Source organism: Corynebacterium phoceense (assembly GCF_900092335.1).
In the GTDB taxonomy this organism is placed as follows: Bacteria; Actinomycetota; Actinomycetes; order Mycobacteriales; family Mycobacteriaceae; genus Corynebacterium; species Corynebacterium phoceense.
Window position 1 is genome coordinate 402,370 of the sequence record NZ_LT596208.1, and the last position, 20,993, is coordinate 423,362.

Consider the following 20,993-nt stretch of genomic DNA (forward strand, 5'->3'; position numbering starts at 1 on the left):
TTCTTAGAAAGAAATAAGTTACTCGTCCTAGAATATCGTGGTCCTAGCCACGGCGGGGGCGGAGGAAGCCAACCTTGTCATAAACGTTATCGAGCAGGGGCTGCGCGATCTCCTGCGCGCGCTCCGCGCCGCGGGCAAGGATGGACTCGAGCTCGCCGCGGTCCGTCATGAGTTCCTCATAGCGTGCCTTGAGCGGCGTGGTGAACGCTTGGAGGGCATCGGCAGTGTCGACCTTGAGGTGACCATAGCCCTGACCTGCGTACTTCTCGACCAGGGCATCCACGGATTCGCCGGTAAGCGCGGACTGGATGATAAGGAGGTTGGACACGCCCGGCTGGGTCTCACGGTCGAAGGCGACAGAACCCAGATCATCCGTGACGGCGGACTTGATGCGCTTGGCCGAGGTCTTCGGATCGTCGAGCAAGTTGATGATGCCCTTCGGGTTCGAACCCGACTTCGACATCTTAGAGGTCGGATCTTGAAGGTCGTAGATTTTCGCGGAGCCCTCCGGGATGAACGGCTCGGGCACGCGGAAGGTCTCGCCATACTTGGCGTTGAAGCGCTCGGCCAAGTTGCGCGTGAGCTCGAGGTGCTGGCGCTGGTCCTCCCCCACCGGCACGAAGTCCGGCGAGTACAGCAGGATGTCCGCCGCCATGAGCATGGGGTAGGTAAACAGGCCCACGGAGGTGCGGTCCGAGCCTTGCTTGGCGGACTTGTCCTTGAACTGCGTCATGCGTGAGGCCTCGCCAAAACCGGTGAGGCACTGCAGGACCCAGGTGAGCTCCGTGTGCTGCGGAACGTGGGACTGCACGAAGAGCGTGGACTTCTCCGGATCGATGCCCAGGGCGATGAGCTGGGCGGCACCGGCGATGGTGCGCTGGCGCAGCGCCTCGGGATCCTGCTCCACCGTGATGGCGTGCAGGTCCGGGATGAAGTAAAAGGCCTCGAAGGAATCCTGCAAGTCAATCCACTGCTTGAGGGCTCCCAGGTAATTACCCAAATGGTAGGAATCCGCCGTGGGCTGGATACCGGAGAGGACGCGGTGCGTCGCGGCGTCGGTGCTCCCCGCGGTTGCTGCAGAATTCTGTTCAGTCATAGTCATTCAGTGTAGTGCGCGGCCTCCTGCGTGCAAGGCCCAGGGTTAGCCTCGCGCTACACGGCCATTCTTCATGTCAACACCCACCGGCGTGCGCAACTCCCCCACAGAGCGAAAGCCGCCCCTCCCGAAACGGGAAGGGCGGTTCAGCGTCGTGAACGCGAGAACTAGATCTTGCGCTTGGTCGGGCTGTGGGTATCCAGCGCGTTAGAGAAACCAGCGACCATGAGTGCGCCGCCTACGCCCATGAGGACCATCGGTGCCAGGGACAGGAAGGACGGGCCTTCGACGCTAAACCACCAGATGGCGGCGGCCAAGATAACAGCGCCGAGGATGAATTCAATTGCTGCGCGTGCCATGCAGTTGCTCCAAGTTCTCGCGAGGAAAGAATGATATAGACGTCACAGAGTTTAACACCCGGCACACGCTTCAATCCATTAATGCCCGCTTTCGGCCGCTCGCGCGGGGGTAGCCTTAGCGGTACTCCACCACAAGCGGCGAGTGATCGGACCAGCGTTCCTCGACGCTCGGGGCCTTGTCGACCCAGGTGCGCACGGCGCGGTCGAGCATCGCACGGGTCGCGGCTTGATAATCGATGCGCCACCCTGCGTCGTTATTGAAGGCCTGACCACGGTAGGTCCACCACGTGTACGGGCCTTCCAGCTCCGGCTGGAGGCGACGCGCGGCGTCAAACCACACCGGCTCATGGCCGGCCGCGCGAGCCGCCCAATCCGTCTTCGTCGCGTACTCCACCACGCCGTGGTACTCGCCCAGGCGCGCCTTGACCTGCGGCTCAGAATCCGGGAATGCGCCAAAGACGAAGTCCATGAAGGCGCGCTCCTCCGGCAGGTGGCCAGCCTTCTTCTCGTTCGCCTTGTTGTTCTTCAGGTCCTGCGCGCGGTGGCAGATATTCCAGTCCCCGCCGATGACCATCTGTGGAAACTCGTTGGCACGCTCCTCGAGCACATCCGCGAACTCGTCCAGGAAGCGGTACTTCTCATCCAGCTTGGGCGAGTCCGTGTCGCCGCTGGGCAGGTAGAGGGAGGCGACGCGCTCGCCGTTGGCGACGGTGGCCTCGATGTAGCGACCGGAAGATGCAAAGGAACCGAAACCCACAGAGACATCGGAAAGCTCCGTGCGGGAGAGGATGCCCACGCCAGCGCGGCCCTTGGCATCCGACTCAGCCTGAACCAGGTGCCAGCCCGCCTCGAGCGACGGCGCCAGGGCCTTCTCCGTCTCCTTGGGGTTCGCGCGCACTTCCTGCATGAGCACAACGTCCGCCGGGGTCTGGGCCAACCAGGCGTTCATGCCCGGGTTGAGTTCGTTGCGCTGCTTGCAAGCGGCNCTGAGAGCGCGGCGCCAGCAAGCGCCGGCGAGCCGAAGCCCAAGCCCGCGCCGACAACCACACCGAGCGCGTAGGCCGAAATGATGGCCGAGGCGGTGTCCTCACTCACCCCGAAGTCCGCCGCGATGAGTGGCAGCAAGCCCATGGAGGTAAATTCCGTGGTACCGAGCGCGAAGGCGCCGAGTGCCATGGCGAGCATGGCGATGGTACGGCGACGCCGCCCCATCTCCGTCTGGCGGGAATGGGGCGGCGGTGGAGCCGGCGGCGGGGCGCCCGGCCGGTGGGCTGGGATTCTTCGACTATCCGCGTGGTGTCCTTGTATATGGTGTCCTTGCGTACAGTGCGAGTGAGTGCGTTTTAGCTTTGCTCGACGATCTTGACCTTGGGCGCAAACGCCTCCGGGTCGCGACGCATGATGCGGCGCTTATCCCACATCGTGACGAACCACAGGGAAACGCCCACGAGGGCAAGCGCGGCACCGGCCAGCGCCGTCGAGTTGTAGGAGAAACCGGCGCCCACGACAATGCCGCCGATGGCGGCGCCCATCGCGTTCGCGATGTTAAGGGCCGACTGGTTGAGCGCGGAGGCGAGCGCCTGGGCATCACCGGCGACCTCCATGAGGCGCAGCTGCAGCGAGGGCACGAGGACGGAGCCGAAGAAAGCGAGGACGCCGAAGACGAGGGCTCCGGTCCATGCATTGTGCGCGGCGAAGTAGAAGGCGACGGCCAGGCCCAGCATGCACGTGAGCGCGATGAGGATGGCGCCGTCCATGTTGCGGTCTGCCATGGCACCGCCGGCGCCATTGCCCAGCGTCATGCCAATGCCGTAGGCCATGAGCACAGCCCACGTCCACTTCGCGTCCATGCCAGCGACCTCCGTCATGGTCCACGTGATGTAAGTGTAGATGGAGAACATGACCGCGAAACCGGCGATGCCCATGAAGACCGTGAGCCACACCTGGGAGTTCTTCAACGCGCCCATCTCCGTGGCCAGGGAGGTCTGTTGCATCTTCGTCATGTGTGGCATGAGGAAGTAGAGCAGGACCATCGTCGCGAGCGCAATGATGACCACCAGGAGGTACGCCGCGTGCCACGTCATGGCCTGGCCGAGCGCCTGTGCGGCCGGCACACCCACGACGGTGGCGACAGCCAGGCCCATGCCCACAAACGCCATGGCCTTACCGCGGTCGCCCGCCGGGGACATGGAGGCCGCGGACAGGTTGGCCACGGAGAAATACGCGCCATGCGGCAGGCCAGCAACAAAGCGGGCGATGACGAGCACCGCAAAGTTGGGCGCCAACGCCGTAAAGAGGTTGCCCACGAGCAGGAACGCGATGAGCAGCAGGATCAGGCGGCGGCGCGGGAGCTTGCCTGTCACCGCGGAGATCACCGGCGCGCCCACCACGACACCGAGCGCGTAGATAGAGATAAGAATCGACGCGGAGTCCTCAGACATCCCGAAATCGTGCGCGATAAGCGGCAGCAAGCCCATGGACACGAACTCGGTCGTGCCGATAGCGAATGCGCCCAGCGCCATGGCAAGCATGACGAGGGTGCGGCGCGTCGAGGAAATCTCGGTCTGGCGCGGCACGCGCGGGGCGTTGGGGTCGCGGGGATGCTTACGCTGGTCAGTCTTTGCGGAGGAGTCAGTCACGAGCAAGGACGTTAGCTAATTATGAGTGCTCTTCGTAAGTTGGAAGCGACATTCACGACGAATCAGACATGACTCACCACGTGTGACATGGTGCACTCACCGCCCGCCCGATATCCCCGGTAGGCTGCGCCTTTCTTTCCCACAGGCCGTAGGTGGTAGCGTAGGCTCACCTAAACAACGCAAGCCTTACTTACCATGAAGGATGTCTCTGATTATGGCTCACGCACGTTCCTCCGCTCGCACGTTCTCACGTCTCGGTGCGCGCCCGCTTACCGCAACGCTCGCTGGGCTCACGTGTCTCTCGCTCGCGCTCACCGGATGCTCGTCCACGGATTCCGCCACCACTGGCGGCTCTGACTCCCAATCCGCGCCCAACGCACAGTCCTCCTCTGACTCCGCCGCGGCGTTCCCCGTCACCGTCCAGCACGCCTTCGGCGAGACCACCATCGAGGCCGCCCCGCAGCGCGTCGCCACCGTAGGCTGGGGCAACCACGAAGTACCGCTGGCCCTCGGCATCGCCCCCGTGGGCATGTCGAAGGTGACGTGGGGCGACGACGATGGCAATGGCATCCTGCCCTGGGTCGAAGACAAGCTAACCGAGCTCGGCTCGGAGACCCCTGTTCTCTTCGATGAGACGGACGGCATTCCCTACGAGCAGGTCGCGGAAACCAAGCCGGACGTCATCCTCGCCTCCTACTCGGGACTCACGCAGGAGGATTACGACACGTTGTCCAAGATCGCACCCGTCGTCGCCTACCCCACCCAGCCGTGGACCACCTCGATGGAGGACATGGTCACTATGAATGCGAAGGCCCTGGGCAAGGAGGACGAGGGCAAAGAGCTGCTCGCTGCCCTCGATAAAGAGGTCTCTTCGACCTTGGACTCTTACCCCGATCTCAAGGACAAGAAGGTGCTGTTTACCTCCTTCGGCGGCGCCTCCGATCCGTCCAAGGTGGGCTTTTACACCACCGAGGATCCCCGCATGGGCTTCCTCGCCAACCACGGCCTCGCCGTGCCGCAGGTGGTCAAGGACAACACCGAGGGCGCCGACTCCTTCTGGGTCGAGGTCTCCGCGGAGCAGCCAGAGCTCTTCGAGGACGTCGATCTCTTCGTCTCCTACTCCCAGGGCAGCGCGGAGGCCGACGCCCAGGCGCTCAAGGACATGCAAAAAGACCCGCTGCTGTCCAAGATCCCCGCCATCAAGAATGGCCACGTCGCCTGGCTGCCGGAGGGACCGCTGGGTGCCGCATCCAACGAGTCGCCGCTGTCCATTCCGGCCACCATCGACGACTACTTCTCACTCCTCAACGACGCCGCCCAGTAACCAGCACAGTAACCCGCCGTGACGCACCAGATGCCCCGTCTTCCCGAGACCACCGAATCCCCGAACCGCCCGCATCCCCGCCCAAGCACCGATTCAGGCCCGGACTCAGGCACCCGCACGCACGCCCGCCGCGCCAGCCTTGTCCTCGCCGGCACGCTCCTCGCGCTCGTACTCGCCGTCGTTGCGTCTGTCATGTTTGGCGTCCGCGTCATCGGCGTGACCGACGCCCTCGCCGCGTTGCAGGGACACGCTGACACTGCGGCGCAGGCGGCAGCCTATGTCCGCGTGCCGCGCACGATCCTTGCCGTCCTCGTTGGCGCAAGCCTCGCCGTCGCGGGCACGGTCTTTCAAGGCGTCACCCGCAATCCGCTCGCCGATCCCGGCATCTTCGGGGTGCTCGCTGGGGCATCGCTCGCCGTCGTCACTGGCATCACGTTCTTCGGGCTCGCCCGCCCATTCAGCACCATGGCCGTGGCCATCGTCGGTTCCTTCTTGGCCGCGACCTTCGTCTACGCGGTGGGATCGCTCGGCCGCGGCGGAGCGACGCCGCTCAAGCTGGCGCTCGCGGGCGCGGCCACTGCGGCGGCCATCTCCAGCCTCGTCTCTGCCATCGTGCTCCCCCGCGCCGACGTCATGGATACCTTCCGCTTCTGGCAGATCGGCTCCGTGGGCGGCGCGCAATGGCCACACCTCGCCGCCGCGGCCCCGCTGTTACTCCTCGGCGCCGGCATCGCCGCCTACTGCGCGCACGGGCTCAACGCCCTAGCGCTGGGCGATAGTCTCGCCAGCGGTCTGGGATTCCATGCCGCCCGCACGCGGCTTCTCGCGACCATCGGCGCGGTTATCCTCTGCGGCTGTGCAACGGCGCTTGCCGGCCCCATCGCCTTCATCGGGCTCATCGTCCCGCACCTCATGCGTGTGCTCGTCGGCACCGATCACCGCGTCCTCCTGCCAGCGTGCGCGCTCGGCGGTGCGGTCGTCCTCACCGTCGCGGACACGGTGGGCCGGCTTATCGCCCGGCCCGAAGAACTCGCCGTAGGCATCCTCACGCCTTTCCTCGGCGCCCCTCTGTTTATCTGGATAATCCGCCGCACGAAGATACGAGAACTCGCATGACCGCCACGACCACCACGCCCGCGCCCCGCACGCAGCACGAACTCGCCCGCGACACCCGCGCCGCCCGCCGTAATCGTGCACGCTCGCACGCTCTGCGCACCACTGTCCTGGTCCTCCTCGTCGGCGGCCTATGGCTCGCCAGCCTCGTCTTCGGGGAGGTGACCTACTCGCTCGGCGACATCGCCCGCGTCATCGCCGGGCAGACCGTCCCCGGCGCGTCCTTTAGCGTCGGCGAGCTGCGCCTGCCGCGCGCCACCGTCGCCGTCGCCGTGGGCCTCGCGTTTGGCATCGCAGGAACCACCTTCCAAACCATGCTGCGCAATCAGCTTGCCTCGCCTGACATCATCGGCATCTCCTCGGCGGCCTCCGCCGCGGGCGTCACGGGCATCGTCGCCTTCCATTGGTCACAGACCGCCGTCTCGGCCTTGTCGCTCGCCGCCTCACTCGTCGTCGCCGCGGTGATCTACCTGCTCAGCCTCAAGTCAGGTTTCTCCGGTACCCGGCTCATTCTCATCGGAATTGGCATCTCCGCCATCCTCAATTCCTGGGTGACGTACCAGCTCTCCCGCGCCGCGGCATGGGACCTCGGAACCGCCACCCGCTGGATCACCGGCTCTCTCAACACGATGAGCTGGGAGCGCGGCGCCCCGCTGCTTCTCACCGTCGCGCTCTGCGTACCGCTTATGACAATCGGCCGCCACCAACTCGCGGTACTCCGGCTTGGCGATGCCCTCGCCACCGGCCTCGGCCTGCGCCTGGGCGTCGTGCGGGTCGCACTCATCGCCGGCGCCGTCACGCTGATCGCCGTGGGCACCGCCACTGCTGGCCCCGTCGCCTTCGTGGCCTTTATGTCCGGACCCATCGCCACTCGGCTCTACCCGGGAGGGCTCACCTCTCCGCTGCCCGCCGGTCTCATCGGCGCTGTCCTCGTCCTCGCCTCCGATCTCGCGGGGCAATTCGCCTTGGGTACCCGCTACCCCGTGGGCGTCATTACCGGCGCCCTCGGCGCGCCTTTCCTCATCTATCTGCTCACCCGCGCCCGCCGGTAACAACACAACGCAACGCCCGATAAACCCACCTACAAAGAAAAGAGCTTCCATGCACTCCGAACTCCGCGCGGATTCGCTCACCGTCGGCTACGGCGGCACGCCCATCCTGGACGATCTCAGTCTCACCGTCACGCCGGGCCGCATCACCTCCATCATCGGACCCAACGGTTGCGGTAAGTCGACGCTGCTCCACACGCTCTCGCGTCTGCTCAAGCCCGCGGGCGGTTCAGTCCTCCTCGACGGCCGCGACATCTCGTCGGTTCCCACCAAGGAACTTGCGCGCACCCTGGGGCTCTTGCCGCAATCCCCCACCGCGCCCGAAGGCATCACCGTCGCCGAACTCGTCGGCCGCGGCCGCTCGCCGCACCAGAATTTCCTCGGCCAGTGGTCGCAGGCGGATTACGACATCGTCGCCCAGTCCCTCGCGGCCACCGGTCTCACAGAACTTACCGAGCGCAGCGTCGACGAACTCTCCGGCGGCCAACGCCAGCGCGTGTGGATCGCCATGGCGCTCGCACAGCGCACCGACGTGCTGTTCCTCGACGAGCCCACGACATACCTCGACGTCAAGCATCAACTCGACGTCCTCGATCTCCTCGTCGACCTCAACGAGGAACGCGGGACCACCATCGTCATGGTCCTCCACGATCTCAACCTCGCCGCGCGCTATTCGGACGAGCTCATCGCCGTCTCCCACGGCAGAGTCCTCGCCCACGGCACTCCTGCAGACGTCGTCACCGAAGACACCGTCCGCGCGGTCTTCGGCATCGACTCCACCATCGTGCGCGATCCCGTCTCCGGCGCACCCGCAGTCATGCCCATCGGCCGCCATCGCGTCTCCACCCCATCCACCACCCACTAATCAACTCGCCTAGTAGAAAGGAAGCTATGCCTTTCCTCGCCTTCCGCGCCCACGTGGTCTCCACTCAGCGCATTTCCCCGTCGTTCCAGCGCATCCGCCTGGGTGGCTTGGAAGACATGGGCCCCGCCGGCCCCACCCGCGACCTGCGCATTAAGCTCATTTTCCCTGGATCTCAAGGACTGCCTGCGCTTCCCGAGGGCGATGCCAATTGGTTCGACCACTGGCACAGTCTCGATCCCGCCGCGCGCGGCCCCATGCGCACCTACTCCGTGCGCAACCATGTGGGCAGTGAGATTGACGTGGACTTCGTCCTGCACACCGCCCCTGGCGCGACGGGCCCCGCCTGCGCGTGGGCTCAGGCCGCGCGCCCCGGCGATGAAATCCTCGTCATCGCGCCGCCGCTTTCCGATGCCTCCGGTGACGGCATCGAGTTCTCTCCAGGTTCCGCCTCCCAGATTCATCTCTTCGGCGACGAGACGGCCCTACCCGCCATCGCGCGCATCATCGATGAATGGCCGTCAACTCCTGTGGGACTCACCGGCACTGCCCACATTGAGGTCCCCTACGCCCAGGACCAGCAGATCCTCGCCGCGCCCAACGGCGTGGACGTGCGCTACTACGCGCGCGGCACCCGCCCGCACGGCGAGGCACTCCTCACCGCCGCCGCGCAGCTGCTTAAAACCGAGGTTCCCGAGTACTCCCCCACCGGAATGAGTCCAGAGGAAACGGTGTGGGAAACCCCCGTTTTCTCGGCCTCCGGCGAACCCCTCGACGCCAGCTCCGATGCCCACACCGCCTCGCCTGCTCCTGACGCCTACTTCTGGATCGCCGGCGAGTCCACGCTGGTGACCACCATGCGTCGCATGCTCGTCAAGCAGGTTGGCGTCCCCCGCGAGCAAGTGTCCTTCATGGGCTACTGGAAGCGCGGCCGCGCCGAAAACTAACCCTCTTTAATTAGTCTCGCTCACTACTTTGACGACATATTGAATGTCGTGGACCTAGTTGTTGTCGAGGGCGTTGTACACGATAGTTTTTAGGGCTGGTCCTACTGTGAGTACAGAGGTGCCGATTCCGGATACGACAAGCGCCGCAGCTGGGCCGATAGTGCTTACTAGCGGCGCCCCAATGATGTATCCAATGAGCATCGCGGAGCTATTAATTGATCCCATTGTAGAAAGCGCTTTGGGCTTAACCCCCTCAGGTACCGCTCCGACAATAACGATTCGTAGTGCGGCCACTTGAGCGGCATTACAGACTCCCCCAAGAAAGAAGCACGGAATACAGAGCCATAATGAGGGAATAATTCCAGGTAAGGCTATAAAACACCCCATAGTGAAACCCGCCCCGGTCAGGACCTTTTTGGCGTTATTTGAGTTGAGGCGAGCTGAAAACCGTGCGCCAAAGATGCGGCCCACGATAAAAGCCTGAGCAACGATCGCATACAACGTACCGCTGGCGTGGAGGGTTTTTGTCACATAGAAGACAAGCGCAACGTTGAAAACCGAGGTACAGATGATCGCTCCCCAAATACTGGTTAGCGCGGACCTAGAGCTTTTATTTTTTAGCAAGAGAGAAGGAGCTTCGAGCACCTTTTGAAAAAAGCTCGGCGCGGCTTCTCCATCCTGAGGCGAAAGTGGATTGTCTCTGGACGTAAATGTGTAAAGGATGAAAAAGACAAACAGCGAGAATGCCACGGCGCAAGCTTCAACGAAGAGAGCTGTCTGCAAGTTTCTCTGGTCAAGAAGTACTCCTCCTAGCGGTGGCCCGAGGAATCCGCCGCCAAGGCGCGCTGTATCTAAGAGGGAGAAGACTTTCGCTTGTTGTCCTTCGCCGGCTCGCGAGTCAACAATGACAAAAATGGAGGGGATTGAAAGTCCACTTAAACATGCAGTGACGAGGTTTCCGAGAATGAGAACCACTGGCTCTGGATAGGCTGCCATTGACAATAAGCCCAATAGGTCCAAAATCAGAGCAGAAAGCGCTATGTGGTAGCTGCTGAATTTGTTGAAGAGCGGGCTCAGAAAGGGGACTGCGAAAACTTGGGCGCAGGTTCCGGAGATAAAGATGCCCGCTACTAACAGTTCACCCTTATTAAGCTCGGCGAAGTGGAGCGAAATTGAGAGGCTAGTCATAGCCCCGCACATTGACATTAAAAAATAGGTGGCGGTCAAAGCATAAGCCAAACAAAGCCCTTCGCCGCCACCTCTTCTAAAGAGCTGCATTTAGGCTGATTTTATCCAATGCTCGACCGATACATCGGCTTGGTCTGCCCCCATAGAACTGAACATAGTGGAATGTCGCGGGTCTTGAAATACACTCTTTTTCATTGAAATAGTCGATGTCGTACCAAGCAACTCCAGAGTAGACGACCGCGTCTCCATCTTGGAAAACTTCTTTGATAACGAACTGCCAATCATACGGGTCCGGAACCTTTGGGCCTCGTTCAACCAGCCGAGCGTCGGACACCTCAAGCTGATGAAGACATTTCTCCAAAGACTTCTTATTAGCAAGCCGGATTGAAACTTTACTGTCGGCAACGGCTTCTCGACCTTGAAGCCTAGAAGGGGTCGAACCCCCTACTGCAACTATTTCGGGAAACGTTTCGAACGTGAACATCAACGCTCCTCTATGTGACGGAAAGTACTCCAGCGATAGTAATGATACACATTTCACATTCCAAGGGGGTTCGATACTTAAAAGCTAAGCCCGTACATCTCCATTACACGAACACATCGCACACTCTTCTATCTATGCCAGACTCACTGCGAGCTATGTGCACTACGCCCCGCTCAAACGGGGTTAACCACGCTCACAAAACCCACCCAACGTGTCGCAGGCACACCGTACAACAGGTATTCTTAAGCGTCGAAGATTTTTTCAACTTTATTTAGGAGAATCATGGCAAAGATCATCTGGACCCGCACGGACGAAGCTCCGCTGCTGGCTACCTACTCGTTCAAGCCCGTCGTTGAGGCCTTCGCCTCCACCGCTGGTATCGAGGTCGAGACCCGCGACATCTCCCTGGCCGGCCGCATCCTGGCACAGTTCCCGGAGACCCTCGGCGACCAGAAGGTCGATGACGCTCTGGCAGAGCTGGGCAAGCTCGCTAAGACGCCGGAAGCCAACATCATCAAGCTGCCGAACATCTCGGCGTCCCTGGTTCAGCTGAAGAAGGCCATCGCCGAGCTCCAGGCTGAGGGCTACAAGCTCCCGGATTACCCGGATAACCCGTCCACCGAGGAAGAGAAGGCCATCGCCGCCGCCTACGACTCTGTCAAGGGCTCCGCCGTCAACCCGGTTCTGCGCGAGGGCAACTCTGACCGCCGCGCCCCCATCGCCGTGAAGAACTTCGCTAAGAAGAACCCGCACCGCATGGGCGCTTGGACCGCTGATTCCAAGACCAACGTTGCCACCATGGCTGACAACGACTTCCGCCACAACGAGAAGTCCGTCATCATGCCGGCCGCTGACACCCTGACCATCAAGCTGATCGGCTCCGCCGATCAGAACGAAACGATCCTCCTCGACGGCCTCAAGGTCCTCGAGGGCGAGGTCATCGACGGCACCTTCATGTCGGCCAAGGCCTTGGACGATTTCCTGCGAGACGCAGTCTCGCGGGCCAAGGAAGAGGGCGTCCTCTTCTCCGCTCACCTCAAGGCCACCATGATGAAGGTCTCTGACCCCATCCTCTTCGGCCACGTTGTCCGCGCCTTCTTCGCTGACGTCTTCGACAAGTACGGCGAGGAGCTCTTCGCCGCTGGCCTCAACGGCGAAAACGGCCTGGGCGCCATCTACGCGGGCCTCGAGAACCTCGAGAACGGTGCGGAGATCAAGGCTGCCTTCGACGCTGCCCTCGAAAACGGCCCGGACCTGGCCATGGTCAACTCTGACAAGGGCATCACCAACCTGCACGTTCCGTCTGACGTCATCATCGACGCCTCCATGCCGGCCATGATCCGCACCTCCGGCCACATGTGGAACAAGAACAACGAGGAGCAGGACACCCTGGCTGTCATCCCGGACTCCTCCTACGCTGGCGTTTACCAGGCCGTCATCGAGGACTGCAAGGCCAACGGCGCCTTCGACCCGACCACCATGGGTACCGTCCCGAACGTCGGCCTCATGGCGCAGAAGGCGGAGGAGTACGGCTCCCACAATAAGACCTTCAAGATTGCTGCTGACGGCAAGGTCCAGGTCGTCAACTCCGCTGGCGATGTGCTCATCGAGCACGACGTCGAGGCTGGCGACATCTGGCGCGCATGCCAGACCAAGGACGCCCCGATCCAGGACTGGGTCAAGCTGGCCGTCAACCGCGCTCGCCTGTCCGGCATGAAGGCCATCTTCTGGCTCGACCCGGAGCGCGGCCACGACCGCAACATCACTGAGCTGGTGAAGAAGTACCTGCAGGACCACGACACCGAGGGTCTCGACATCGAGATCATGGATCCGGTCTCCGCAACCAAGGCGTCCGTCGAGCGCATCCGCAAGGGCGAGGACACCATCTCCGTGACCGGTAACGTTCTGCGTGACTACAACACGGACCTCTTCCCCATCCTCGAGCTGGGTACCTCCGCGAAGATGCTCTCCGTCGTTCCGCTCATGGCTGGCGGCGGCCTCTTCGAGACCGGTGCAGGCGGATCCGCTCCGAAGCACGTCCAGCAGGTCGAGGAAGAAAACCACCTGCGTTGGGACTCCCTCGGCGAGTTCCTCGCCCTGGCCGAGTCCTTCCGCCACGAGCTCAACGCTCACGGCAACGAGAAGGCTGGCGTCCTCGCCGCCGCTCTCGACAAGGCTACGGAGACCCTGCTCGACGAGGGCAAGTCCCCGTCCCGCAAGGTCGGCGAGATCGACAACCGCGGCTCCCACTTCTTCCTCACCCTCAACTGGGCCAAGGAACTGGCTGCGCAGTCTGATGACGCTGAGCTCGCCGAGCACTTCGCTCCGATTGCCAAGGCTCTCGAAGACAAGGCTGATGAGATCGCTCAGGCCCTAATCGACAACCAGGGCCAGCCGGCTGACCTCGGCGGCTACTACGCTCCGGACGAGGACAAGCTCAACGCTGTCATGCGCCCGGTCGCTGCGTACAACGAGATCATCGACGCACTGAAGAAGTAGTCCTTCTTCTCCACAGACTCGGCCCCACCTCCCTCATTCCCGGGAGGTGGGGTCGTCCCCCGTTTTCTGAGCTTGCCGATGCCCCTTTGGGCCCCGCGCAGCACCGCGTCACCGTCGCGGCCCAAGGCCGCGAGCGGGCTTCGGTCATTCCCACACGGCTATTCCCACACGGCTGCGTCCGGATCGACACCCTGCGCTGCCGCAGCCGCATTGATCGCGGCCTGCAGCCACTCCGCTAACCCAGCCTGCCGCTCGTCGTAGTGAGCTCGAAAGCGCGGGTCAGCGGTGTATCCGCTCGCGATGAGAACGTGCTTCGCGGGGCTTACCGGGAAATGCTCGCACAGCAGCGTGCGGTGTTCCTCAACGAGCGCACGAGCTTCCTCGGACTCTGGCGTCGTGCCGGCCCCGCATGCCGCCGCCAAGCGGACCTCGAGTTCATCGGTGCGCGACTTGAGGTCTGCCCAGTCCTCCGCCGTGCGCTGCGCAGCGTTCTTCTGCGATATCGCCCAATCATCCGAGCCGCCGTAGCGCTCTTCTGCTTCCTCGTGGTGCTCGGCAAAGTGAGCGTCGCCCAGCACCGTGGCGATTTCGTCAACGCTGAGATTCGTATCCTTCATTTCTTCCTCCATGAGATAGTCGAGGGCATCAAGCATCTCGTCGAGCTTGTGCCGTTTGTCCATGAGCAATGCGCGTTGTCGAGCGAGGTGCTCGAGGGACGTTCCCTCAGCGTCGAGTACCCGCGCAATATCGGCGAGTGCCATGCCCGTCGCACGGTAGATCAGCACGCGCTGTGCCCGTGCGATGTCTGCGTCGGAATACACGCGGTAGTTCGCCCACGTACGAGCGCTCGGCACCACAAGTCCGCGTTCTTCCCAATAGTGCAGGGTGCGCACGGACACGCCGAGGACGGCTGCGGCATCGCTAACACCGCGGCCCTCGCCGTCAAACTTGTTGTCGTTGCTCATGAACCCATCACAGTCCCTTACGCTACGTGAGGGTCAAGTCTTAAGCGTCACGCGCGTGACGTCATGAGCACGGAATCGACTGCAGGCATCCCAATCGTAGAAAAGAAATGCGAACTTTCCGCGCCTATGTCGCCTAGCTCCCTATCCTGGTATGGGCACACAGGTCGAACACGCAAAGGAGACATTTCATGGCCCAGGACGCCCTGAACACCGATACGGACACGATTCACGAGGTATCGGGCGTTAGTCCGGACTTCCGCACCGAGCTCGCTGCGCAGTTGGCACACCTTGTCCCTGAAGCCGTCGCCGACGGCACCATCGACATCGACAAGCTCACTGAGCTTCTAGGCGGCGACGCATCCGGAACTGCGGAGCGCTTTGGCTTGTTCTGGCCGGGGAAGAAGCGCGCCATGCGTGCCGCCCAGCTGCCCACTTCCGCAACGCTGCGTCCGGAAAAGGGCAAGTCCAGGAACTGGGACTCTGCGACGAATGCCTTCATCGAAGGCGATAACCTCGAGGTCCTCAAGGTGCTCCAGAAGCACTATCACGGCCACATCAAGCTCATTTACATCGATCCTCCGTACAACACGGGCCATGACTTCATCTATCCGGATAACTTCAAAGACGGCATCAGGAACTATCTCGGGTGGTCGCAGCAGACGAGCAGCGACGGCAAGAAGCTCTCCACGAATGCCGAGTCCGAAGGCCGGTACCACTCCAACTGGCTCAACATGCTCTATCCGCGACTCAAACTTGCGCGCAATCTGCTTACTCCTGACGGTTACATCGCTATCAGCATCGATGACAGCGAGCTTTCCAACCTCGTGACCATGTGCCGCGAGATCTTCGGTGAGGACAACGTCATCAACACCATTCCCGTGAAATCGAGTGAGACCTCGGGCGTGAAGATGTCGCACGTCGACAAGCGCCTGCCCAAAATCAAGGAATATGTGGTGCTCTGCACGCGCGACCACACGCGGGCATCGCTCAATCGTGTCGACGTCCCCAAGAGTGGCTCTGCTGATGGAACGCTGGACAAGTACCTCAAGTACTACAACAAAATTATTATCAACCCCAGCGCCCCGGCCGAGGAATGGGTTCTCACCTCCGTCAAAGACGCCATGGTCGAGCAGGGACTTCCCACTACTGCAGACGCTGTACGGAAGTTTAAGGTCGAGAACGCGGAGCGCGTTGTCTATCGCACCAACAACGCTTCGCTCAGCGACATGGCCTTCGACACTCCTATTGCACGCGTGACGTCTCCCACGGGCATCGAGTACATCTGGTGGGAAGGCAAGCAGATGCTCTTCCTCAGCGATTATCTGAAAGAGTCGCTCTGCGATCTGTGGACGGATATCTCCACTATCAACCTCAACAAGGAAACCAACGGCGTCAAAGGCTTCCGAAATGGCCAGAAACCGCTCAAGCTCTTGCAGCGCATTCTGGCGCTGACCACGCAGCCAGCGAGCAACGACATCGTGCTCGACTTCTTCGCGGGCTCTGGCTCAACGGGTCACGCCGTCATGAAACAGAACTCCGAAGATGGTGGCAACCGGCGCTTCATTCTGGTGCAGCTTCCGGAGCCGTTGCATGAGAAGAACAAGGAGCAAAAGGAAGGGTATAAGTTCTGCACGGAGCTGAAACTCGAACCGACGATTTCCTCGTTGTCTCGCGAACGCGTAAGGCGTGCCGCCGAAGAATTCGATGCTGGGTTCCGCTCTTACACGCTCGCCGATACCAACTTTAAGAAGTGGCAGCCCCAGCCAGGAATCGACGCCGAGACGCTGAGCCAGACCCTGATCGACCTGCGCGGCAGCAGCAATGACAATGCGGATCCCGAGGATCTCCTCGTGGAAATCCTCCTCAAGCAGGGACGCTCTCTCGTCGAATCGATTCGCGACATCGACATCGATGACCTGCCGTACACCATCGTTGGGGAGCAGCATGCCGCCGCCGGGGAGGACCGCACCTGCCTCCTGCTGTACCTTAACGAGCATGTAAAACCGAGCGTCGAGCAACTACGAGCAGCCGTCGCGACTGCGCCAGCTGAGTTCATCATTCTGGAGGATGCTTTCCAGGGAGACGACGAGCTGAAGACCAATGTGGTGCAGATCTGTGCAACACACAACGTCGAGCTGCGGACTGTGTAAGGAGCACTCATCATGAAATTCAAGTTTGATCCGAAGCAGGACTATCAGCTCGCCGCCATCAACTCGGTCACGGAGTTGTTCAAGGGACAGCCGAAAGATGCCGGCAGCCTCGTCTCTTCTTTGAACCTTCCAAGCCAGCCTGTCGACCTGGCAGCAACGACCCTCGACGGAGAAGAGGACGACGCTCTCTTTAACATCGATGTCAGTGCAGAGATCGGCGCAGTGGGCAATAACCTGGTGGTGGGTGACGACCAAATCCTGCGCAATCTGCAGGAGATCCAGAATCACAATGGGCTAGAGCCTGCCACTGAGCTCAAGGATGGGCGGCAGTTCGATATTGAGATGGAGACCGGTACGGGTAAGACCTACGTCTATCTGCGTACCGTGTTCGAGCTCGCACGGAAGTACAACTTCACCAAGTTCATCATCCTCGTCCCCAGCGTTGCGATTCGCGAGGGCGTGAAAACGAGCATCGAGCTCATGGCCGATCACTTCCGGCAGCTCTACCCGGATCAGCCCTTCGATCACGTGGTCTACAGCGGCAAGGACGCCGAGCAAGTCCAGTCCTTTGCGACGTCCACCAGCATTCAGATCATGATCATGACGATTAGCTCTGTGCGCAGCAAGGGCGACCGCCTCATCATGCACCAGACTCGTGACAAGCTCAACGGCCTGCGCCCCATCGATTTCCTCCGCGCGACGCAACCCGTCCTCATCCTCGACGAACCGCAGAACATGGAGTCCGATCTTGCGAAGACCTCGCTCGAGGGACTCAACCCTGCGTTCATGCTGCGCTACAGCGCGACGCACCGCGAGACCCGCAACGTGGTCTACCGGCTCGATCCGGTCGACGCGCACGAGCTGGGACTGGTCAAGCAAATCGTCGTGGCGGAGACCACGGAGCATGGAAACGACGCCAAGCCGTATATCAAGCTGGTGTCGGTGAAGAGCCAGCCGTGGCAAGCCCGTCTCGAACTCGACTGCCGCAAGAAGGACGGTTCGTTCAAACGTCAGGAAAAGAACGTCACAACGAACCAGGATCTAGCGAAAGTCACGGGTAACCCGGCGTACGAGAACAACTGGCGCATCAACGAGATCAACCTCGACGCGGGCGGCTTCGTGGAACTTACCCACCACGGCATCCTTCGTGTCGGCGAGTCCATCGGTTCCAATGACGACGCTGTGTACCGCGAAATGATCCGAGAAACCATCCGTGAGCACTTCCGCCGTGAATCGATGCTGCGCGAGCAAGGCGTCAAGGTCCTCAGTCTCTTCTTTGTCGACAGGGTCCACAGCTACCTCGGCGATGGCGCCGACAATGACACCGCGAACGGCAAATTCGCGCAGTGGTTCGACGAGGTATTTATCGAAGAACGTGCACGGTCTCCTCGCTACGAAGAGTTGCTGCCTCACGACCCCGTCGAGCTGCGCCGCGCGTATTTCTCGCAGATTAAGAAGGGCGTCTACGACGATACGAGCGGCACATCGAAGAATGACGAGGACTCCTACGACCTCATCATGAAAGACAAGGCGCGCCTGCTCAGCGAGGACGAACCTGTACGCTTCATCTTCTCTCACTCGGCGCTGCGCGAAGGCTGGGACAACCCTAACGTCTTCCAGATTTGTACGCTGCGCGAGATGGGCTCGGAGACCGAACGTCGCCAGACGATCGGCCGCGGTCTGCGTCTACCTGTGGACCAGGACGGCGTGCGGCTGTCCGATCAATCCGTCGCGCAGTTAACCGTCGTCGCCAACGAGTCCTACCAACAGTTCGCCAGCAATCTCCAAAAGGAATACACGAAGGCGGGCGTTGCCATCGGCTTCATTGGCAAGGGCCACTTTGCGAAGATTCGACGGCCGGACTCCGAGGACGATAAAAACATCGGCTACGCAACCTCGGAGCGTATTTGGGAGGAGCTGAAGGACCGCGGTTTCCTCGACGAGGACGGTCGCCTTACCAAGGATTTCACCCCCAATGCTGACGGCTTCGCCCTTGACCTCAGCGACGAGTTCAGTGACGTTGAACACGAAGTGCTTGCCCTCATGAAGCGCGCGAGCATCGGAACTCATATCAAACCTATCCGTCATCGCACGACACGCACGCTCAACAAGGAACTGTATTTCGAGTCTCCCGAGTTCACAGAGTTCTGGAAGACCATCACTCAGCGCACAACCTTCAGCGTCTCCGTCGATCGCGATGAGCTCATTGAAAACGCGGTCGAAGGGATCAAGAATGCCCCAGAGATCGAGCCGCTGCGAGTGCAGGTGACCAAGGCCAAGCTGACCATCTCCCGTGGCGGCACGGAGGGCGAAGAAACTAGTAGTCCGCGCGCCACCGACCTCCGAGGGAGCTTCCAGCTCCCAGATATCGTGACGGAGCTCCAAGAGGCGACGTCGCTCACCCGCAGGACAATTATCGATATCCTTCTACAAAGCGATCGGCTCGACGAGTTCATCGGTAATCCGAATGACTTCGTTGCAATGGTGCGCACCATCATCCAGACCGAGCTTTCAATGCTTGTGACCAAGGGCGTGCAATACGAGAAAATCGATGGCAGCGTCTATTCCTTGTCGGAGCTGCGCGAAGACGGAGTGAAAGAAAAGCAGCACTTCCTCGAAAACCTCTATGAGGTCAAGAACAAGACAAAGACAGACTATGACTACGTGGTCTATGACTCTGACACGGAGCGGCAGTTCGCCAAGCTGCTCGACGGCAACGACGACATCAAGCTATTTGTGAAACTGCCCCCGAAGTTCAAGATCGACACTCCCGTCGGCCCGTATAACCCGGACTGGGCGATTGTTAAGCGCGTGGACGGCGAAGACAAGCTGTATATGATTCGCGAAACCAAGTCCACGATGGATCGAAACAAGATCCGCGCCAGCGAACAAGCGAAGATTGATGCAGCGGAGGTCCACTTTGCAGCGATAGGCGTGAACTATTCCAAGAACGCCCCAGGGCACTGGAATATCTAGGCGCTGTGCAACACCGCGTGCGCGGCGTGCCACCCCGGCATGCCGTGCACACCACCGCCGGGCGCGGTGGCGGCAGACGCGAGGAACACCCGTTGCGTGAGCTGGTAAGGGTTGCGCACAAAACCGGGGCGTAGGAACAGCTGCGTGCCGGTCATGGCGCCGCCGGCGATGTCGCCGCCCACGAGGTTGGGATTCCATGTCTCGAGGTCCGTCGGACTCATGACGCGGCGGGCGAGCACGTGGGCGGTGAACCCCGGCGCGAAGCGCTCAAGCTGTCCCTCGATGTGTTCGAGCGCTGAGCCAGTGAAACCGTGAGGCACGTGGGCATAGGCCCACAGCGTGTGGCCGCGTCCAGGATCCGCGGCAGACTGCTGGGCGACGAGCACGACGGGGCGGGCGGGCATCTCGCCGCGCGCGATGGCGCGCTCGGCGGCGATGAGGTCCGGCACGGTACCGCCGAGGTNGTGACCGGTGCCGGCCCCCCCTCCCGCGGGGTCCCGCCACGGGACTGGGCCATCGAGTGCGTAGTCGATCTTGAACGCACCGGGGCCGTAGCGCCAATCGCGCAAGACCCGTGCGCGGCGTTCCGGCACGATGAGGTTGCGCAAGCCGAGCACTTGGCGCGGGGTGAGCGCGAGCACGACGGCATCGAAGCGGGTGAGCTCCCGCATATCCGTCACGGGATGAGCGGTGTGGATAACGCCGCCGTGGGTCGCGAGGACACTCGCCAGGGCATCGGTAATGGCGCCGGAGCCGCCGCGCGCCACGGGCCACCCCGTCGTCATGCCCAGCGCGCCAAAGAGGACGCCGAAAGCGCTCGTGAACGGCAGGGTCGGCGAGCACAGCGCGTGGAGTGCCGAGCCGATGAAGAGCGCGCGGGCTGCTTCCGTCCGGAAGAGTGCGCGGGCTTGCGCACTCGCGGGCGGCGCGGCGCGCACGCCGAAGCGTGCCATGGCCAGCGGGTGCGGCGGGACGCCGGTGAGGGGACGCAGGACGTTGGCGAGGTGGGTATCGGAAAGCTGCGCAATGGGCGCGTGCAGCGCACGCCAGGCGGGACCATCGACGCCAAGACCCCGCGCGGTGGCGTTGAGGTCCCGATGCAGCAAGGCCGCAGGATCATCATCAAAGGGATGCGCGAGCGGATAACGCGGGTGGGCCCATTCGAGGCCGTGGTCCTCGAGACCCAACGCACGGAAGGCTGGGCTCGCGACGCCGAAGGGATGGGCGGCCGCGCCGAGGTCAATCGTCCGGTCATAGAAGCGGACGCTGCGCGCGGCGCCACCCGGCGCGGGACCAGCCTCGAAGACCTCGACACGCAGCCCGGCGCGCGCCAGCACCGCCG

General features: G+C 62.0%; 16 protein-coding genes and 1 pseudogene. 8 read left to right on the forward strand and 9 right to left on the reverse strand.

The window, feature by feature from the left end:
• Nucleotides 1–43: 43 nt before the first annotated feature.
• From trpS to BN9444_RS06085, 5 genes and pseudogenes are all read right to left on the reverse strand, one after another.
• Nucleotides 44–1,096: a tryptophan--tRNA ligase gene (gene trpS, locus BN9444_RS06065; protein WP_066510860.1), complete on the reverse strand. Its 1,053-nt coding sequence runs from the start codon at nt 1,094–1,096 to the stop codon at nt 44–46.
• A gap of 167 nt (nt 1,097–1,263) precedes the next feature.
• Nucleotides 1,264–1,455, reverse strand: coding sequence for a hypothetical protein (locus BN9444_RS06070; protein WP_066485014.1), 192 nt, complete (start codon nt 1,453–1,455; stop codon nt 1,264–1,266).
• Nucleotides 1,456–1,570: 115 nt separating this feature from the next.
• Nucleotides 1,571–2,404 carry an exodeoxyribonuclease III gene (locus tag BN9444_RS06075; protein ID WP_084759263.1) on the reverse strand — a complete coding sequence of 278 codons (834 nt, stop codon included), beginning with the start codon at nt 2,402–2,404 and terminating at the stop codon, nt 1,571–1,573.
• Between the two features lie 77 nt (nt 2,405–2,481).
• A pseudogene (locus BN9444_RS15670) lies at nt 2,482–2,744 on the reverse strand (MFS transporter); the annotation flags it as partial.
• Nucleotides 2,745–2,798: 54 nt separating this feature from the next.
• The gene (locus BN9444_RS06085; RefSeq protein ID WP_231732325.1) at nt 2,799–4,031 is read right to left on the reverse strand and encodes an MFS transporter; all 1,233 of its coding nucleotides are present in this window, start codon (nt 4,029–4,031) and stop codon (nt 2,799–2,801) included.
• 277 nt (nt 4,032–4,308) lie between these two features.
• Between BN9444_RS06085 and BN9444_RS06090 the strand changes: the two genes are divergently transcribed.
• The 5 genes from BN9444_RS06090 to BN9444_RS06110 are packed head-to-tail and all read left to right on the forward strand — an operon-like array spanning nt 4,309 to nt 9,389.
• Entirely contained in the window at nt 4,309–5,418 is a 1,110-nt protein-coding gene (locus tag BN9444_RS06090; protein ID WP_066510851.1) for an iron-siderophore ABC transporter substrate-binding protein, read from the forward strand.
• Nucleotides 5,419–5,436: 18 nt separating this feature from the next.
• Entirely contained in the window at nt 5,437–6,534 is a 1,098-nt protein-coding gene (locus BN9444_RS06095) for a FecCD family ABC transporter permease (protein WP_233423554.1), read from the forward strand.
• Nucleotides 6,531–7,583 carry a FecCD family ABC transporter permease gene (locus tag BN9444_RS06100; RefSeq protein ID WP_084759264.1) on the forward strand — a complete coding sequence of 351 codons (1,053 nt, stop codon included), beginning with the start codon at nt 6,531–6,533 and terminating at the stop codon, nt 7,581–7,583. Before BN9444_RS06095 ends, BN9444_RS06100 begins: the two co-directional genes overlap by 4 nt.
• A gap of 49 nt (nt 7,584–7,632) precedes the next feature.
• Entirely contained in the window at nt 7,633–8,445 is an 813-nt protein-coding gene (locus tag BN9444_RS06105) for an ABC transporter ATP-binding protein (protein WP_066510845.1), read from the forward strand.
• 26 nt (nt 8,446–8,471) lie between these two features.
• Nucleotides 8,472–9,389 carry a siderophore-interacting protein gene (locus BN9444_RS06110; RefSeq protein WP_066510840.1) on the forward strand — a complete coding sequence of 306 codons (918 nt, stop codon included), beginning with the start codon at nt 8,472–8,474 and terminating at the stop codon, nt 9,387–9,389.
• A gap of 54 nt (nt 9,390–9,443) precedes the next feature.
• Here BN9444_RS06110 and BN9444_RS06115 read toward each other — a convergent pair whose 3' ends face one another.
• Complete coding sequence (locus BN9444_RS06115; protein WP_068801595.1) at nt 9,444–10,667, reverse strand: MFS transporter; 1,224 nt, start codon at nt 10,665–10,667, stop codon at nt 9,444–9,446.
• Complete coding sequence (locus BN9444_RS14215) at nt 10,654–11,061, reverse strand: hypothetical protein (protein ID WP_141681508.1); 408 nt, start codon at nt 11,059–11,061, stop codon at nt 10,654–10,656. The genes BN9444_RS06115 and BN9444_RS14215 overlap by 14 nt, the downstream gene beginning before the upstream one ends.
• 282 nt (nt 11,062–11,343) lie before the next feature.
• Between BN9444_RS14215 and BN9444_RS06120 the strand changes: the two genes are divergently transcribed.
• Nucleotides 11,344–13,560, forward strand: coding sequence for an NADP-dependent isocitrate dehydrogenase (locus tag BN9444_RS06120; protein ID WP_066484980.1), 2,217 nt, complete (start codon nt 11,344–11,346; stop codon nt 13,558–13,560).
• A 158-nt stretch (nt 13,561–13,718) separates the two neighbouring features.
• On the opposite strand, the gene BN9444_RS06125 is transcribed toward BN9444_RS06120, so the two are convergent.
• Nucleotides 13,719–14,525, reverse strand: a complete 807-nt coding sequence (locus BN9444_RS06125) for a MerR family transcriptional regulator (RefSeq protein WP_066484977.1) — start codon at nt 14,523–14,525, stop codon at nt 13,719–13,721.
• Nucleotides 14,526–14,713: 188 nt separating this feature from the next.
• Here BN9444_RS06125 and BN9444_RS15110 point away from each other — a divergent pair, with 188 nt between their 5' ends.
• Nucleotides 14,714–16,675 carry a site-specific DNA-methyltransferase gene (locus BN9444_RS15110; protein WP_066484975.1) on the forward strand — a complete coding sequence of 654 codons (1,962 nt, stop codon included), beginning with the start codon at nt 14,714–14,716 and terminating at the stop codon, nt 16,673–16,675.
• 12 nt (nt 16,676–16,687) lie between these two features.
• On the forward strand, nt 16,688–19,651 hold the full coding sequence (locus BN9444_RS06135) for a restriction endonuclease (protein ID WP_068801596.1): 2,964 nt from the start codon (nt 16,688–16,690) through the stop codon (nt 19,649–19,651).
• Here the strand turns inward: BN9444_RS06135 and BN9444_RS06140 are convergent.
• The gene (locus tag BN9444_RS06140; RefSeq protein ID WP_199872871.1) at nt 19,648–20,988 is read right to left on the reverse strand and encodes a phytoene desaturase family protein; all 1,341 of its coding nucleotides are present in this window, start codon (nt 20,986–20,988) and stop codon (nt 19,648–19,650) included. The two genes, BN9444_RS06135 and BN9444_RS06140, sit on opposite strands and share 4 nt — an antisense overlap.
• Nucleotides 20,989–20,993: the final 5 nt, after the last annotated feature.

Bases quoted from the DNA above. Each gene is read 5' to 3' on its own strand.
- BN9444_RS14215 (WP_141681508.1), bottom strand. From the start codon at position 11,061: ATGTTCACGTTCGAAACGTTTCCCGAAATAGTTGCAGTAGGGGGTTCG.
- BN9444_RS06075 (WP_084759263.1), bottom strand. From the start codon at position 2,404: ATGAACGCCTGGTTGGCCCAGACCCCGGCGGACGTTGTGCTCATGCAG.
- BN9444_RS06125 (WP_066484977.1), bottom strand. From the start codon at position 14,525: ATGAGCAACGACAACAAGTTTGACGGCGAGGGCCGCGGTGTTAGCGAT.
- BN9444_RS06100 (WP_084759264.1), top strand. From the start codon at position 6,531: ATGACCGCCACGACCACCACGCCCGCGCCCCGCACGCAGCACGAACTC.
- BN9444_RS06070 (WP_066485014.1), bottom strand. From the start codon at position 1,455: ATGGCACGCGCAGCAATTGAATTCATCCTCGGCGCTGTTATCTTGGCC.
- trpS (WP_066510860.1), bottom strand. From the start codon at position 1,096: ATGACTGAACAGAATTCTGCAGCAACCGCGGGGAGCACCGACGCCGCG.
- BN9444_RS06115 (WP_068801595.1), bottom strand. From the start codon at position 10,667: ATGCAGCTCTTTAGAAGAGGTGGCGGCGAAGGGCTTTGTTTGGCTTAT.
- BN9444_RS06105 (WP_066510845.1), top strand. From the start codon at position 7,633: ATGCACTCCGAACTCCGCGCGGATTCGCTCACCGTCGGCTACGGCGGC.
- BN9444_RS06090 (WP_066510851.1), top strand. From the start codon at position 4,309: ATGGCTCACGCACGTTCCTCCGCTCGCACGTTCTCACGTCTCGGTGCG.
- BN9444_RS06110 (WP_066510840.1), top strand. From the start codon at position 8,472: ATGCCTTTCCTCGCCTTCCGCGCCCACGTGGTCTCCACTCAGCGCATT.
- BN9444_RS15110 (WP_066484975.1), top strand. From the start codon at position 14,714: ATGGCCCAGGACGCCCTGAACACCGATACGGACACGATTCACGAGGTA.
- BN9444_RS06120 (WP_066484980.1), top strand. From the start codon at position 11,344: ATGGCAAAGATCATCTGGACCCGCACGGACGAAGCTCCGCTGCTGGCT.
- BN9444_RS06135 (WP_068801596.1), top strand. From the start codon at position 16,688: ATGAAATTCAAGTTTGATCCGAAGCAGGACTATCAGCTCGCCGCCATC.